At 65.1% G+C, this 14,429-nt stretch carries 13 protein-coding genes; 10 read left to right on the forward strand and 3 right to left on the reverse strand.

Going from position 1 to position 14,429, the window contains the following annotated elements:
* Positions 1-2 precede the first annotated feature (2 nt).
* The 7 genes from ACWF5H_RS02630 (at position 3) to ACWF5H_RS02660 (ending at position 7,869) form a co-directional block, all read left to right on the forward strand.
* Positions 3-905 (forward strand): amidohydrolase family protein, encoded by a 903-nt coding sequence (locus ACWF5H_RS02630; RefSeq protein ID WP_452034654.1) that lies wholly within the window; start codon positions 3-5, stop codon positions 903-905.
* Positions 906-934: 29 nt separating this feature from the next.
* Positions 935-2,113, forward strand: a complete 1,179-nt coding sequence (locus ACWF5H_RS02635) for an acyl-CoA dehydrogenase family protein (RefSeq protein WP_452034655.1) — start codon at positions 935-937, stop codon at positions 2,111-2,113.
* 33 nt (positions 2,114-2,146) lie between these two features.
* Entirely contained in the window at positions 2,147-2,602 is a 456-nt protein-coding gene (locus ACWF5H_RS02640) for a MaoC family dehydratase (protein WP_364652115.1), read from the forward strand.
* 181 nt (positions 2,603-2,783) lie between these two features.
* Positions 2,784-3,779: an ABC transporter substrate-binding protein gene (locus ACWF5H_RS02645; protein ID WP_452034657.1), complete on the forward strand. Its 996-nt coding sequence runs from the start codon at positions 2,784-2,786 to the stop codon at positions 3,777-3,779.
* A gap of 207 nt (positions 3,780-3,986) precedes the next feature.
* Positions 3,987-4,982 (forward strand): ABC transporter substrate-binding protein, encoded by a 996-nt coding sequence (locus ACWF5H_RS02650; RefSeq protein WP_452034658.1) that lies wholly within the window; start codon positions 3,987-3,989, stop codon positions 4,980-4,982.
* A 104-nt stretch (positions 4,983-5,086) separates the two neighbouring features.
* Positions 5,087-6,079: an ABC transporter substrate-binding protein gene (locus ACWF5H_RS02655; RefSeq protein WP_452034659.1), complete on the forward strand. Its 993-nt coding sequence runs from the start codon at positions 5,087-5,089 to the stop codon at positions 6,077-6,079.
* A 212-nt stretch (positions 6,080-6,291) separates the two neighbouring features.
* Entirely contained in the window at positions 6,292-7,869 is a 1,578-nt protein-coding gene (locus ACWF5H_RS02660; protein ID WP_452034660.1) for an acyl-CoA synthetase, read from the forward strand.
* Between the two features lie 89 nt (positions 7,870-7,958).
* Here ACWF5H_RS02660 and ACWF5H_RS02665 read toward each other — a convergent pair whose 3' ends face one another.
* On the reverse strand, positions 7,959-8,573 hold the full coding sequence (locus ACWF5H_RS02665; RefSeq protein ID WP_452034662.1) for a PadR family transcriptional regulator: 615 nt from the start codon (positions 8,571-8,573) through the stop codon (positions 7,959-7,961).
* 179 nt (positions 8,574-8,752) lie between these two features.
* Here ACWF5H_RS02665 and ACWF5H_RS02670 point away from each other — a divergent pair, with 179 nt between their 5' ends.
* Entirely contained in the window at positions 8,753-9,859 is a 1,107-nt protein-coding gene (locus ACWF5H_RS02670) for an aromatic ring-hydroxylating dioxygenase subunit alpha (RefSeq protein WP_452034664.1), read from the forward strand.
* 20 nt (positions 9,860-9,879) lie between these two features.
* Positions 9,880-10,893: a PDR/VanB family oxidoreductase gene (locus ACWF5H_RS02675; RefSeq protein WP_452034666.1), complete on the forward strand. Its 1,014-nt coding sequence runs from the start codon at positions 9,880-9,882 to the stop codon at positions 10,891-10,893.
* 95 nt (positions 10,894-10,988) lie between these two features.
* Here the strand turns inward: ACWF5H_RS02675 and ACWF5H_RS02680 are convergent, their stop codons facing one another.
* Entirely contained in the window at positions 10,989-11,732 is a 744-nt protein-coding gene (locus tag ACWF5H_RS02680) for a maleylpyruvate isomerase family mycothiol-dependent enzyme (protein ID WP_452034667.1), read from the reverse strand.
* Between the two features lie 216 nt (positions 11,733-11,948).
* A complete protein-coding gene (locus ACWF5H_RS02685) occupies positions 11,949-13,256 on the reverse strand; it encodes an MFS transporter (protein WP_452034669.1) in 1,308 nt (435 codons plus the stop codon).
* Between the two features lie 159 nt (positions 13,257-13,415).
* Here ACWF5H_RS02685 and ACWF5H_RS02690 point away from each other — a divergent pair, with 159 nt between their 5' ends.
* Complete coding sequence (locus ACWF5H_RS02690; protein ID WP_452034670.1) at positions 13,416-14,282, forward strand: methylenetetrahydrofolate reductase; 867 nt, start codon at positions 13,416-13,418, stop codon at positions 14,280-14,282.
* Positions 14,283-14,429 lie beyond the last annotated feature (147 nt).

The following is a 14,429-nucleotide window of genomic DNA, read 5'->3' on the forward strand; positions in this document are numbered from 1 at the left end:
CCATGGCACCCACACGCTACGAACTGGGCCTGGATGTCGCCTCGCTGACCGCGATCGACATGCATGTGCATATCGAGATCGACGGCCACGGGCACGTCTCGCTGCCGCAGGAACTGATGGACGCCTCGAGCAAGTACTTCAAGGCCGAGGAACGCACGCCGTCGCTGGACGCGATCGCGGCGACCTACCGGGAGCTCAACATGGCGGCCGTGGTGTTCACGGTGGATGCCCGGACCCGGTTGAAGCACGAGCCGAACAGCATCGAGGACATTGCCGAGGGCGCCGCCCGGAACAACGACGTGCTGATCCCGTTCGGCTCGGTCGATCCGCTCACCGGCGCCGAGGCGATCGACCGGGCCAAACAGCTGGTCGAGGACTATGGGGTCCGCGGGTTCAAGTTCCACCCGAGCTTGCAGGGGTTCAATCCGTCCGACGAACGGTACTACCCGCTGTGGGAGGCGCTGCAATCGCTCGGCCTGCCGGCGGTCTTCCACACCGGCCAGAACGGCATGGGTGCCGGCACGCCCGGAGGGTCCGGGATCAAGCTGGGCTACTCCAATCCGCTGCTGCTGGACGAGATCGCCGCGGACTTCCCCGAGTTCCAGATCATCATGGCGCACCCGTCGGTGCCGTGGCAGGACGAGGCCAACTCGATCGCCACGCACAAGTCGAACGTGTTCATCGACCTGTCCGGCTGGTCGCCCAAGTACTTCCCGGAGTCGCTGGTGAAGCTGTCCAACTCGGTGCTGCAGGACAAGGTGCTCTTCGGCACCGATTACCCGCTGATCACCCCGCAGAAGTGGCTGGGTGCCTTCGCGGACCTGCCGTTGAAGGACGAGGTGCGTCCGAAGATCCTCAAGGACAACGCCGTGCGCCTGCTGGGGCTGGGCGGGGCGCAGCGATGAGCGCCGTCGCCGAAGAAAGGACCGTGTCCATGGCCGAACAGTTCTACCCGTCCGACCAGTACGGCTACGCATCGCTGCTGACCGATGCCGAACGCAGCGTGCTCGGCCGGCTGCGCACGGTGCTTGAGGATCAGGTCCACCCGCTGCTGGGCGACTACTGGGAGCAGGGCGAATTCCCGTACCAGATTGCCCAGCCGCTCTACGACCTGGACCTGATGGCTCCGGCGGAACTGACCGAAGGCGGCGCCAAGCCGTCCGGGCTATACGAGGGCTTCCGCAACTTCGAGCTCGCCCGGACCGACGCGTCGGTTGCCACCTTCTACAACGCACAGTCCGGGCTGTTCCGCACCGCGGTCAACCTGGGCGGCAGCGCCGAGCAGGCGGCCGAGCTGGACCCGAAGATCCGCAGCTTCGAATTCAAGGGCGTCTTCGCGCTGACCGAACCGGAGCATGGTTCGGACGTCGCCGGCGGGCTGGAAACCAGCGCCCGGCGCGACGGCGACGAGTGGGTTATCGACGGCGCCAAGCGCTGGATCGGCGGTGCCGTGACCGCTGACGTGCTGGCCATCTTCGCCCGCGACCAAGCCGACGGCCAGGTCAAGTGCTTCTTGGTGCCGACCGATGCCCCCGGCGTCGAGCTTTCCAAAATCCTGCGCAAGACGTCGCTGCGGATGATGCAGAACGCGGACATCAAGCTGGCCGGCGTGCGCGTCCCGGACTCGGCCCGGCTGCAGAATGTGAACTCGTTCGCGGACGTGGCCTCACTGCTGCGGAACATGCGCTCGGACGTCGCGTGGATCGCCACCGGCGTGCAGGCCGGGGCCTACGAGGCGGCGTTGCGCTACGTCAAGGAGCGGAAGCAGTTCGGCAAGCCGCTGGCCGGCTTCCAGCTGGTCCAGGAGAAGCTCGCCACCATGCTCGGGAACGTCACGGCGTCGCTCGGCATGGCGGTGCGGCTGACCCAGCAGCAGGAGGAGGGCATCTACAAGGACGAGAATTCCGCCTTGGCCAAGATGTTCTGCAGCGCCCGGATGCGCGAGACCGTCGCCCTGGCGCGCGAGGTGGTCGGAGGCAACGGCATCACACTGGACACCGATGTGGCGCGCTTCCACGCCGACGCGGAGGCCGTCTATTCCTACGAGGGCACGCACGAGATCAACGCCCTGATTGTCGGGCGGGCCATCACCGGCACCGGCGCATTCCGCTAGAGAAAATCAACAACACTTTCCCAAGGAGCAACCATGAGCAACACCGTCGTCAACTTCGAAGATCTGCCCGGCCTGGTCGGCAAGGACCTCGGCTACACCGACTACCGCGAGATCACCCAGGACCAGATCAACACCTTCGCGGACGCTACCGATGACCACCAGTGGATCCATACCGACGTGGAGAAGGCCAAAGAGGGCCCCTTCGGCGCGCCGATCGCGCACGGCTTCCTGACCTTGTCCCTGGTCATCCCGCTGTGGAGCGAACTCTTCGACGTCGAAGGCGTCAAGACCAAGGTCAACTACGGACTGGACCGGGTGCGGTTCACCAATCCGGTCAAGGTCGGCGCCAAGGTCCGCCTGCACTCCACCATCGCCGAGGTCACCGAGGTCAAGGGCGGCGTGCAGATCAAGACCAACAACACCATCGAGATCGAGGGCGAGGAACGTCCCGCGGTCATCGCCGAGTTCCTGGCACGCTTCTACGTCTAAGCCGCTGCCACAACAGGACTGAACGGACCTCGGCCTCAGGGCCGGGGTCCATTCGGATCACAAACAGACAACAACTATTGATTTATTCAACTATTGCATCTACGTTGTAATTAGCTGTGGTGCTGGTCACAGTCAGCCTCCGAGGGTCGGGGGACGGCACCACGGATCCAAGGAGCGATTCATGAAGAAGCACTTGGCCAAATTGTTGGCCGGCGGCGCGATTGCCGCCATGGCACTGACCGGCTGCGGAGCCGGCTCTCCGTCCGGATCCAGCGAAGCCCCGGCTGCGCAGTCCGGCGGTGCCGACAGCGGTCTGACCAAGATCACCGTGGGCGTGTTGCCGATCGCACCGTCCGGCGCCGTGCAGTACGGCATCGACGAAGGCATCTTTGAGAAGCACGGGCTCGACGTCGAGCTCCAGACCGGACAGGGCGGTGCGGCGATGCTGCCGGCCGTTTCCACCGGAACGATGAACTTCGCGGTGGGCAACCCGCTGTCGGTGATGACCGCGGTGGACAAGGGCCTGGATATGAAGATCGTCTCGGGCTACAGCGCTTCCCGGGCCGAAGGCGAGGACAACAACGCCGTGATCGTCAAGGCCGACTCGGGGATCGAGAGCTTCGCCGACCTGGCCGGCAAGACCACCGCCGTCAACACCCTCAAGACCCAGGGTGACCTGACCATCATGGAGTCGGCGGCTAAGGACGGGGCTGATCCGTCCAAGCTGAAGTTCAGCGAGATGCCGTTCCCGGATATGGAAGCCCAGTTGGAACGCGGCAACGTGGACGCCATCTGGGTTCCGGAGCCGTTCCAGTCCAAGGCGCTGGCCAACGAAGACTACAAGCTGTTGGGCTACCCGAACCAGAAGACTCTGCCGGGCCTGCCCACCATGGTGACCTTCACCAGCGGCAGCTACGCGGAGCAGAACCCTGAGATCGTGGCGGACTTCAAAGCTGCGGTGACCGAAACCCTGAAGGGCGCCGATGCCGACAACGACGGCGTGCGCGCCGTCCTGCCGGACTTCATGGGCATGCCGGAAGAGGTGGCCAAGAACCTCAAGATGGAGGTGTTCGACGGCGAGGTGCGCAGCCAGGTGCTCAGCGACATGGGCGAGCTGATGGTCAAGTACAAGTACGTGGACAACCAGCCGGACGTTCCGGCCATGGTTGTGAACTAGTTCGACCCAGTATTGAGCAGGGGCGGTTTCCGGTATTCCGGGGGCCGCCCCTGCGGCGTGTGGTGCCGGGCGGCGAGGGCAGGTCCGGGCGGCCCTTTGGGGGAAATCGCTCCGATTATCCGGGCTGGCGAACCCGTACGGTGGCCTGCCGGAGGGCCGCTGCCTAGACTCCCAAGCAACGGGTGAAACGACACGAGGGAGTGCAACATGAAGCGACTTGTCACCATGGTCTGTGCCGCCGCCTTCGCGGCAACCTTGGCCGCCTGCGGCGGTGGGTCGCCGTCCGGGGGGCCGGCTGCAACCGACGCGGGGGCTTCACCGGCCGAGGGGATGACCGCGGTAAAGGTGGGTGCGATTCCGATCGGCGACGTGGCACCGCTCCACCTCGGCAAGGCCAAGGGGTTCTTCGAAGAGGAAGGACTCGACCTGACCATCGAGAACACCACCGGCGGCGCCGTCTCCGTCCCGGGCGTGGTGAGCGGCAGCTTCGACTTTGCCTTCGGCAACACCGTCTCGCTGATGGTGGCCCGCGACCAGGGGCTGGATTTGAAATACGTGGTTAACGGAACCCGTGCCTCTGATGAAGACGACGTCGACTTTGCCGGCGTCGTGGTGGCGAAGGATTCGGACATCAAATCGGTCACCGATCTGGAAGGCAAGACGGTCTCCTCCAATAACCTGGCCAACATCGGCGACACCACCATCCGGACCGCGGTGGACAAGGCGGGCGGCGACGGTTCCAGTCTGAAGTTCGTCGAAGTCGCCTTCCCGGACGCGCTGGCCGCCGTGGAGAACGGCCAGGTGGATGCCGCGCTCATCTTGGAACCGTTCCTGACCTCCGCCATCAAGAGCGGCGCGCGGGTGGTGTCCTGGCCGTACCGTGAAACCCATCCGAATTTGGATATCGGCGGCTACTTCACCTCCGCGGACAAGATCAAGCAGGATGCGGAACTGGTGGAGAAATTCACCGCGGCCATGACCAAGTCGATGAACTATGCCCAAGAAAACCCGGACGAGGTTCGGAAGGTCATCGGCACCTACACCAAGACCGACCCGGCGCTGCTGGAGGAAATTGTGCTGCCGCGCTTCGACCCGAAATTCGACCGCGACGCCGCCCAGACGCTCGCGGATGCCGTGCTGAAGTACGGCACCGTCGACAACACAGTGGATCTCGACGCGTTGCTGCCGCCGGAAAGCCAGTGATGATAACAATCCGGATGCTTCGTTGACGCCTACCACTATGGACGTAGATACTATGAGTGACCTGGGGCACATCCGTGCATTCTGGAGTGATGGAGAGGGAACCCGTGAAGAAAATCAGGGCAGCAGTGGCACTGGCGGCGGTGCTGGCGTTGACGGCGTGCGGCGGTGGAAGCCCGTCGGGTGGCGGCGAGGAATCGGCTCCCGCGGGCGGCGGCGAAGCGACCGGCGGAATGACAAAAATCAACGTCGGGGTCATCCCCATTGTGGACGTGGCGCCGATCTACCTGGGCAAAGAGGAGGGCTTCTTCGAAGAGGAGGGGCTGGACCTGGAATTGACCTTGGCGCAGGGCGGTGCGGCCATTATTCCGGCCATCACCAGCGGCCAGATGGACTTCGGCTTCAGCAACGTCACGTCGCTGGTCATCGCCCGATCCAAGGGTCTGGACATGAAGATGGTGGCCAACGGTGTCGCCACCACCGGCAATCGGGATAAGGACTTCGCCGCCGTTATGGTGAAGCCGGACAGCGACATCAAGGACATTCCCGACCTCGTGGGCAAGCGGATCGGTGTCAACACGCTCAACAACATCAGCGATTCCACCATCCGGGAGGCCGTGGAGCAGTCCGGCGGAGATTCGTCCAACCTGAACTTCGTGGAAATGCCGTTCCCGGACATGCCGGCGGCCTTGGCGAACGACCAGGTGGACGCGATTGCCGCCGTCGAGCCGTTCGCGACGATTGTGGCAGGCGACGGCGCCGTGCCGGTCTTCTCCAACTATGCGTATCCCGTCGAGGACCTGACCGTGGCGACCTACTTCACCTCGGACAAGAACGTGCAGGAGAAGCCGGAAGTCACCGAAGCGTTTGTCCGCGCCATGAAGAAGTCGCTGGCCTTTGCCGACGAGAATCCTGACAAGGTGCGCGAGATCCTGCCCACGTACACCAAGCTGGACCCGGCGGTGATTGAGAAGCTGACCCTGCCGAAGTTCCCGCAGGAAGTGAACGCCGACTCGATCGAGGAGATTGCCGACATCTCGCTGAAAAACGGGCTGATCGACAAGCTTCCGGACATGGCGGCACTGCTGCCACAGCAGTAGCACCCGCACCAAGCGCCGATGATGCCCCTTCCCTGGCGGAAGGGGCATCATTGGTCTCTGCGGGCACGGCTCCCGGCCACAGTGGGACCACATTCTCAACTATTGACTTTTTCAACTAAAGCGCATTAGGTTGAGTGGGAGCTGTTGTGATGTGGTTCACCGCGGCTCCGCTGAGAAGCCCGGGCACCGGGTACGTCGAAAGGGTTTGAACGATGCAGAATCAGGGGCTCGGTGCCTGGATCCACAAGCGCCGCATGAAGTCCGCGGCCAAGACCGCGATCATCAGCACCGCCGGCGAGCTGAGCTATGGCGAATTTGCCGAGCGCGTCGACCGGCTGGCGAATGCGCTGGCGGACCGCGGCATCGCCCCGGGCGACCGGGTGGCCTACTTGGGTGAGAACCACCCGGCCTTCCTTGAGACTTTCTTTGCCTGCGGCACCTTGGGCGCAATTTTCGTTCCGCTGAACACCCGCTTGGCCCCGCCCGAGGTCCAGTTCGCCCTGCAGGATTCCGGCAGTCGTATCCTCATCCATGCGCGCACCTTGGAGCCGCTCGCCGTGCGCGGCAGCTCGCTGCTGGGCATCAGCCACCGGATGGTGGTGGAGGACGGCCCGGCCGGGACCGGGAATGGCAACCCCGCCGGAAGCGCGGCCGAGGCAGGCGGGCAGGGCACCGCCGTCGAGCTGTTGGAAGAGGTCATTGGATCCGGCAGCGAGGAGCGCCGGGACGTGGCGGTCTCCCTCGATGACCCGGCCATGATCCTTTACACCTCCGGCACCACCGGCCGGCCGAAGGGCGCGCTGCTCACGCACGGCAACATGACCTGGAACAGCATCAACGTGCTGGTGGATTTCGACATGGCCAGCACCGACGTGGCGCTGATGATCGCGCCGATGTTCCACGTGGCATCACTGGGCATGGGTGTGCTGCCGACCCTGCTCAAGGGTGCCACGGTGGTGCTTGAGCCGAAGTTCGAACCCGGCCGGACCCTGATGTTGATCGAGAAGTACAAAGCCACCAGCATCAGCGGTGTGCCCACCACCTACCAACTGCTGTGCGAGCACCCCGACTGGGACAAGACCGACATCAGTTCGCTCAACAAACTGACCTGCGGCGGCTCCGCGGTGCCGATGCGCGTGCTGGAGGCCTACGAGGCCCGCGGGTTGTCCTTCACCAACGGCTACGGCATGACCGAAACGGCGCCCGGCGCCACCACTCTGGCAGCGGAGAAGTCGCGCCCCAAGGCAGGGTCCGCCGGACTTCCGCATTTCTTCACCGACATCCGGATTGCCGACCCGATGGGTGACGTGCTGCCGGCGCGCGAGGTGGGCGAGATCCAGATTTCCGGCCCCAACGTGATCCACGAGTACTGGAACCGGCCCGATGCCACCGCCGAAAGCTATGCCGACGGCGTCTGGTTCAAGTCCGGCGACATGGGCTACGTGGACGAGGACGGCTTCCTGTTCATTTCCGACCGGCTCAAGGACATGATCATCTCCGGCGGCGAGAACATCTATCCGGCCGAGGTGGAGCAGGTCATCCTGGAACTGGAGGCGGTCAGCAGTGCGGCCGTGATCGGCATTCCGGACGAGAAGTGGGGCGAGGTCCCGCGCGCTGTGGTGACCGTCCGCGAAGGCTTTGCGGTAACCGCCGAAGACATCCAGCAGCACCTGGACGGGCGGTTGGCCCGCTACAAGATCCCCAAGTCGGTGGTGATTGTGGAGGACCTGCCGCGGACCGCCAGCGGCAAGATCCGCAAGGCCGACCTTCGCAAGGAATACTCCAACTAGCCGGCGTCTGGCCGGATGCCGCGGCCAGTTCCTGTGTTGGCTGACGACGGCGGTGCCCGGCTCTGGCTCTTCCGGAACCGGGCGCCGGGCTACTTCTTGGCGGCCTGCCGGGTGCCTGGCCGGTTGGTGTAGAGTTCGTCGATCAGCGCCAGCCCGTGCTGGGCCCAGGTGATCTCCTGGTCGGCCCGGGCCACCAGGCCTTCATACGTGAAGCGCTTGAAGGCCTTCACCCGGTCACGGTCGGCTTCCGGCGTGCCGGCCAGGCGGCGATTGAGCATTTCGCTGCGGTCCTGGTCGATCTCGCGGATCCGCTGCTCCCATTGCTGGCGCAGGCCGGTGTGGTGCTCAATGTGCGCGCGCATCTGCTCGCGCGCTGCCTCGGGCTCGGCCCATTCAAGGTAGGCGGCCTTCAGGTGCGCTGGATCCCGCACCCGGGTGTACTCAAGGGTGGTGTTCATCCAGTCCCGGAACGCCTTCACGCCGGCCTCGGTGATGTGGTACCGGCGCTTCTTGCCGCGCTGGCCCCAGGTGACCTCCTCGCCGTCGAGCAGGCCTTCCTTTTCCATCCGCCGCAGTTCCGGGTAGATCTGTGAGTCCGGAGCGTGCCACACGTGCCCCACGGAGGCTTCGAATTCCTTGTAGAGGTCGTAGCCGGTCATGGGTTCCACGCTGAGCAGCGCCAGCAGGGCGTAGCGGAGACTCATGGATCCAACTTTCCTGTCGACTGTGTTGCCAATCACTATATCCATCGATAGTCTGAGACTCACGCCACTATCTATGTGCATAGTTAGTTGGTCGGTCCGGAGTCCGGGCCGCCATCGGCAAATATAACTGAGCCAGCGCCGCTGGGGATGTCGGCTCGCGCTACCGGAAGGAATCCACTGTGACTGCTGTGCAGACTGCCAGTTCAACCACCCACAAGGTCATGGGCCACCCGATGAACGCGTGGTACGTGGCGGGCTGGGACCATGAGGTCACCCGCAAGCCAATGGCCCGGCGGATCGCCAACCGCCCGCTGGCGCTGTACCGCACGGAGGACGGCAAGGCCGTGGCTCTTGCCGACGCCTGCTGGCACCGGCTGGCGCCGCTCTCCATGGGTAAGACCATGGGCAAGGATGGGATCCAGTGCCCGTACCACGGCATCGTCTACAACTCGGCCGGGCGGTGCGTCTCGATGCCGGCGCAGGAGACCATCAACCCCTCGGCCACGGTTCCGTCCTTTCCGGTGGTGGAGCGCCACCGGTACGTCTGGGTGTGGCTGGGCGACCCGACACAGGCCGATCCGGATCTGGTCCCGGACATGCACCAGATGGACTCGCCCGAGTGGGCGGGCGACGGCGAGACCATCCATGCGGACTGCAATTACCAGTTGGTGCTGGACAACTTGATGGACCTGACCCACGAAGAGTTCGTACACTCGTCGTCCATTGGGCAGGAGGAGCTCAGCGAGTCCGACTTCGTGGTTTCGCATGAAGGCAACACCGTCACCGTGACGCGCTGGATGCACAACATTGACGCACCGCCGTTCTGGCTGAAGAACATGCGGGACAAGTTTCCCGGCTACGAGGGCAAGGTTGACCGCTGGCAGATCATCACCTTCCAGGCCCCGTCCACCATCTGCATCGACGTCGGCGTGGCCAAGGCCGGCACCGGCGCGCCGGAGGGAGACCGCAGTCAGGGCGTGAACGGTTTCGTGATGAACACGATCTCGCCGGAAACCGACAGGTCCTGCCACTATTTCTGGGCTTTCATGCGCAACTACCGGTTGGACAGCCAGCTGATCACCACGCAGCTGCGCGACGGTGTGCACGGCGTGTTCGGCGAGGACGAGGAGATGCTCAAGGCGCAACAGGAAGCCATCGACGCCAATCCGGACTACGAGTTCTACAACCTCAACATCGACGCCGGTGGCATGTGGGTGCGCCGGCTGATCGAGCGGATGATGGTGGCCGAAGGCCGGATGGCTTCCGCCGTCCCGGCCGGCCGCTGAAGGAAGGTGCAGGCGGCAACATGGCAGCAACAAACGTAGAAGTCTGGCAGCACGCCACGGTAGTGGAAGTGCAGGACGTGGCGGCCGGCATCCGGCGGATCGTGCTGGAGCCGGCCCTGCCGAAGACCGCAGAGCCGGGATCGCATATCGACCTGAAGGTGCGGATTGGCGGCCAGGAGGACAAGCGCTCCTACTCCATCGTGGACTCGGCCGACGGCGGACGCCGGCTGGCGCTGAGCGTTCTGAAGGCCCCGACTTCCCGGGGCGGATCGGAATTCATGCACACGCTGGTGGCCGGCGACACGCTGGAGATCACACAGCCGCTGCAGAATTTTCCGCTGCGAGTGGGGGCCGAGCGGTACATCCTGTTGGCCGGCGGCATCGGTGTTACCGCGATGCTCAACATGGCCCGCGTGCTCAAGGCCGTGAAGGCCGACTACCGGGTGGTCTATGTCGGCCGCAGCCGCGAGGCGATGGCCTACTTGAACCGGCTGCGCGAGGAGCACGGGGAGCGGCTGCAGGTCCACGTGGACGATGAAGGCTCATCGCTGCAGGTGGGCGAACTGGTGGCTGGAGCGGACATGGATACCGAGCTGTACATGTGCGGGCCGATCCGGCTAATGGACGCGGTCCGCCGGGCCTGGACGGAACGCGAACTGCCGGTAGCGAATCTGCGCTACGAGACTTTCGGCAACAGCGGCTGGTACGACCCAGAGGAGTTCGTGGTGAGGATTCCGCGGCTCGGCATAGAGGCCACGGTGGGTCAGGGGCGCTCCATGCTCGAGGCCCTCGAAGAAGCCGGCGCGGACATGATGTTCGATTGCCGCAAGGGCGAATGCGGACTCTGCGAGGTCCGTGTCCTGGACCTAGACGGCGCTATTGACCACCGGGACGTCTTCTACAGCGAACGCCAGCAGCACGCAGCGGAAAAGATGTGCTGCTGTGTCTCCCGGGCCGTCACCTCAGGCACCGGAGCACAGTCCGACGCCGCCCCCGGCCGCGGCCCGGCCGTCGTCACCATCGACGTGTCCTAACCACCGGTGCTCGTGTCTCCACGCGCTTCGCTTGGTCGACAACCGGGCGCTTGCGCCTGCGTGGAGATCCCGGCCGGACGGCCACCGCCGCCCACTTAGATCCAACGCGGTGCTGGGGGCACGTCCGTCCTGTTGGAGCTGATGCCGCGAGTTGACCGGCCGGCAGCCCAGGCGGTGATATCAGCCAGGCTGCCGGTGACAATGACCGGGTCGACGGCCGCGGTGTCGCCCAGATGCGTGACGCCGCCTGAGTCCAGGACTTCCAGTCGCAGGTCTTGGTCGTCGCCGCGGTGGTGCCAGGCTTCGGTGATGTCCCGGAGCAGACGCTCGAGGAGGTCGGCGGGCATGTCGCCGAAGCTGGCGCCGTTGTCGAGGTCGACGGCGTGAATCCAGACTTCGCGGGTCCGCCACCACACGGTTTCGGAGGCCGGGACGGTGCGGCCCTGGGCGGCTTTGACCTCATGTCCCCACGCTTCTTGCGGTGTGTCCCGCCACGCAACGTCGAGGTGGTTGGCGGCCTGTTCGTAGAGGTCACGCAATGCGGCGGGGGAGAGCATGGCGCCATGATCGATTTCTTCGTTCCGGGCCTGGCGCGAAGAGTACATCGGCGTTTCCACGCCGGTGTTGGCCCAGTCCATCAATCGTGCGAGTGCGCGGGCGTTGTAGCCGACATGGGCGATGACATGTCGGCGGGTCCAGCCCGGCAGCAGCGAGGGCGCGTCGAGTTCGTCGTCGGAGAGCTCGTTCAGTTTGCGGCCGAAGAAGGCGGTGCCGCGGCGGGCGGTGAGCAGCGCGACCATGAGCTCCGGATCCTGGGTGACGTCCTGGCGTGCAACCATCGTTCCTCCTGCAAGGGTGGCGGCGCGGCCCGCTCGCACGGGCCGGCGACTGGCGGTGCGGTTTCCACTAGTTTCCGGGAAGATCCTGTTCCTTGCTGTCCAGCCTAGCGCTCAGCGGACCACGTGCTCGGGGGCAGCAGAGGGTGCCTGTGCCGCCGAGGGCAACGGCGGCACCCAGGGGGCGCCGCCGTCGTCGTCAGGTGCTGTGGTGTGCCGCTAAGCGCTGGCCGGCTCCGCCGGTTCCAGTTTGCGTTCCAGCGGGTGATCGACCTCGTCCTTCAGCATGCCGCCGAAGGTCAGCGCCAGCACCGCCAGCAGCGGCAGGGCCAGGCCCACCAGCAGGAAGATCAGCCAGATCGGCACCACTTCGCCAACCGGCCCGGCCAGCGCCATGGACACCGGCATCAGGGCCAGCGAGACGAAGAAATCCAGGCTGGAAATGCGGCCGAGCAGGTGCGGCGGCACCCTGCGCTGCAGCAACGTTCCCCAGATCACCTGTCCCGCGCTGCCGGTTGCCCCGACCACGAACAGCGCCACGGCCATCACCCAGAAGCTGTCGGTGAAGCCAATGACCGCGATGGGCAGGGCGCCGGCTCCCCAGCACAGCAGCATCACGGTGAGGTAGCGCCGGGGCAGCCGCAAGGACGCGGTGATCAGGGCACCCACCGCGCCGCCGATGCCGTAGATGCCGAGCAGGAATCCGAAGGTCCTCGAATCCCCGCCCAGTTGGTCGACGACGGCGAAGGGCAGCAGCACCTCGATGGGGCCGATGAAAATGAGCACGCTCACCACGGCCCACAGCAGCGTCCACAGCAGCCAGGGAGTCGTCAGCGTGTAGGACACGCCCTCGCGCAGGTCGGCCAGCACGGACCTGCGCTTGGCCGGGGGCGCATCCTCGGCGGAGACGGACGCAGCCGTTCCCTGATCCGGAACCAGTTCCTGGCCCAGGAAGTTCAGGATGACCAGCGCGGCCAGATGGCACAGCGAGATCCAGCCGATGGCCGCCCCTGGTGAGAAGGAGGCGACGACCATTCCCGCCACGGCAGGGCCCGCGGCCTGCTGCAGCAGCGGGCGCATGGTGCCTTCCATGCCGTTGGCTGCCAGCAGGTCCTCGGCTGGCAGGATCCTGGGCAGGATGGCCGAGTAGGCGGGGAAGAAGAAGGCTGCGCCCACGCCCAGCAGGAAAGCGGCCGCGGCCAGGTGCCAGAGCTGCAGCAGCCCGGTCCAGGCCAGCAGCGTCACGGCAGCGATGGCCACCAGGTTGGCGGCCTCAACGCTGATGATCAGGCGCCGGCGCGGAAGCCGGTCGGCGGCGATGCCGCCAATCAGCACGAAGGCCAGCAGGCCGATGCTGGAGCAGGTGGCTACGAGCGAGAGCTGGATGGGGCCGCCGCCCAGCGCGATGACCTGGTAAACCATGGCCACAGCCCACATGCCCGTGCCGAAAATCGAGATGGCCAGGGCCGAAATAAGGAGCCGGTAGTTGCGGTGGGCGAAGGGCCTCAGCACTCGGAGCGTGGACATGGTGATTCCTGAGATAGAAGGGAAGGCCAAATTAGTATCCGCCCAGTGATTGAGAAAAGCAAATCACTCCCAACCCTCTATATCCGTAGTGGTTTTGCGGCTAGACTCGCAGCAGGCCGGGCAGGAGTGACCGGCGTCACCGGTGGAAGGACTTGGATCATGGCCGACCCGAAACGCGCTGCATCGGACGCCGCCCGTGCGTTGCTCGACGACTTCTCGCTGGAGATGACCGGTAAGGACGTCCCGGCATTGGAAGACGCGGCCGGCGCGATTCCTCCGGGCACGCTGATCAACGTGACGTTCCTAGGGAACGAGGACCTCCCCATGCGGGTTTCCGCGGCCGCTGCGGTGAAGCGGCACGGCTTCGTGCCGGTGCCGCATGTGTCCGCCCGGCGGTTGGCGTCCCAGGCCGAATTGGAGGATTTCCTGCAGGCCTTGTCCGCCGACGCTGCCCCCGATGATGTTTTTGTGGTGGGCGGGGACCCGGCCGAACCGATGGGCCCCTTTGCAGACTCGCTGGAGGTTATCCGCAGCGGGTTGCTGCCCAAATACGGGATCCACCGAGTGGGCATCAGCGGCTACCCGGAGGGCCATCCGGATATTTCCGACGACGTGTTGTGGGCGGCGCTGGAGGGCAAATACGCCGAATTGCAGCAGCAGAACCTGGATACGGTCATAATCACCCAGTTCGGCTTCGACGCCGATCCGGTGTTCGAGTGGCTGGCAGAGGTCCGGCGCCGCGGGATCAATGCGCCGGTGCGGATTGGCGTTCCGGGACCTGCCGGGGTCAAGCGGCTGCTGAATTATGCCAAGCGCTTCGGTGTGGCCTCCTCGGCCGGCATTGTGCACAAGTACGGCTTCTCGCTGACCAACCTGCTGGGGGCCGCCGGGCCGGACAAGTTTCTGGAGGAATTCGCCAGCCGCTATGACCCGTCCGTCCACGGCACGGTGAAGCTGCACTTCTACACCTTCGGCGGAATGAAGGCCACGGCTGAATGGGTGGAGGACTTCCGCGGCGGACGGTAACGGGGTCGGCCGGCGCCGAGTGTTCGCGGGCTAGTGGCCGCGGGCCTTCGCTCCCACCTATAGGAGTAACGTCCCAAGTTTCAAAATGCTTACTCCGCTCTGACTAGGGCGAATGCTTCGCCGGGCTCTTGAGGCATGGGAGCGAAC

The sequence above is a fragment of the Arthrobacter sp. NPDC055138 genome, from assembly GCF_053607305.1.

Excerpts from the sequence above, each read along its gene's own strand:
- ACWF5H_RS02630 (WP_452034654.1), top strand. The coding sequence starts at position 3 with ATGGCACCCACACGCTACGAACTGGGCCTGGATGTCGCCTCGCTGACC.
- ACWF5H_RS02635 (WP_452034655.1), top strand. The coding sequence starts at position 935 with ATGGCCGAACAGTTCTACCCGTCCGACCAGTACGGCTACGCATCGCTG.
- ACWF5H_RS02640 (WP_364652115.1), top strand. The coding sequence starts at position 2,147 with ATGAGCAACACCGTCGTCAACTTCGAAGATCTGCCCGGCCTGGTCGGC.
- ACWF5H_RS02645 (WP_452034657.1), top strand. The coding sequence starts at position 2,784 with ATGAAGAAGCACTTGGCCAAATTGTTGGCCGGCGGCGCGATTGCCGCC.
- ACWF5H_RS02650 (WP_452034658.1), top strand. The coding sequence starts at position 3,987 with ATGAAGCGACTTGTCACCATGGTCTGTGCCGCCGCCTTCGCGGCAACC.
- ACWF5H_RS02660 (WP_452034660.1), top strand. The coding sequence starts at position 6,292 with ATGCAGAATCAGGGGCTCGGTGCCTGGATCCACAAGCGCCGCATGAAG.
- ACWF5H_RS02665 (WP_452034662.1), bottom strand. The coding sequence starts at position 8,573 with ATGAGTCTCCGCTACGCCCTGCTGGCGCTGCTCAGCGTGGAACCCATG.
- ACWF5H_RS02675 (WP_452034666.1), top strand. The coding sequence starts at position 9,880 with ATGGCAGCAACAAACGTAGAAGTCTGGCAGCACGCCACGGTAGTGGAA.
- ACWF5H_RS02680 (WP_452034667.1), bottom strand. The coding sequence starts at position 11,732 with ATGGTTGCACGCCAGGACGTCACCCAGGATCCGGAGCTCATGGTCGCG.
- ACWF5H_RS02685 (WP_452034669.1), bottom strand. The coding sequence starts at position 13,256 with ATGTCCACGCTCCGAGTGCTGAGGCCCTTCGCCCACCGCAACTACCGG.
- ACWF5H_RS02690 (WP_452034670.1), top strand. The coding sequence starts at position 13,416 with ATGGCCGACCCGAAACGCGCTGCATCGGACGCCGCCCGTGCGTTGCTC.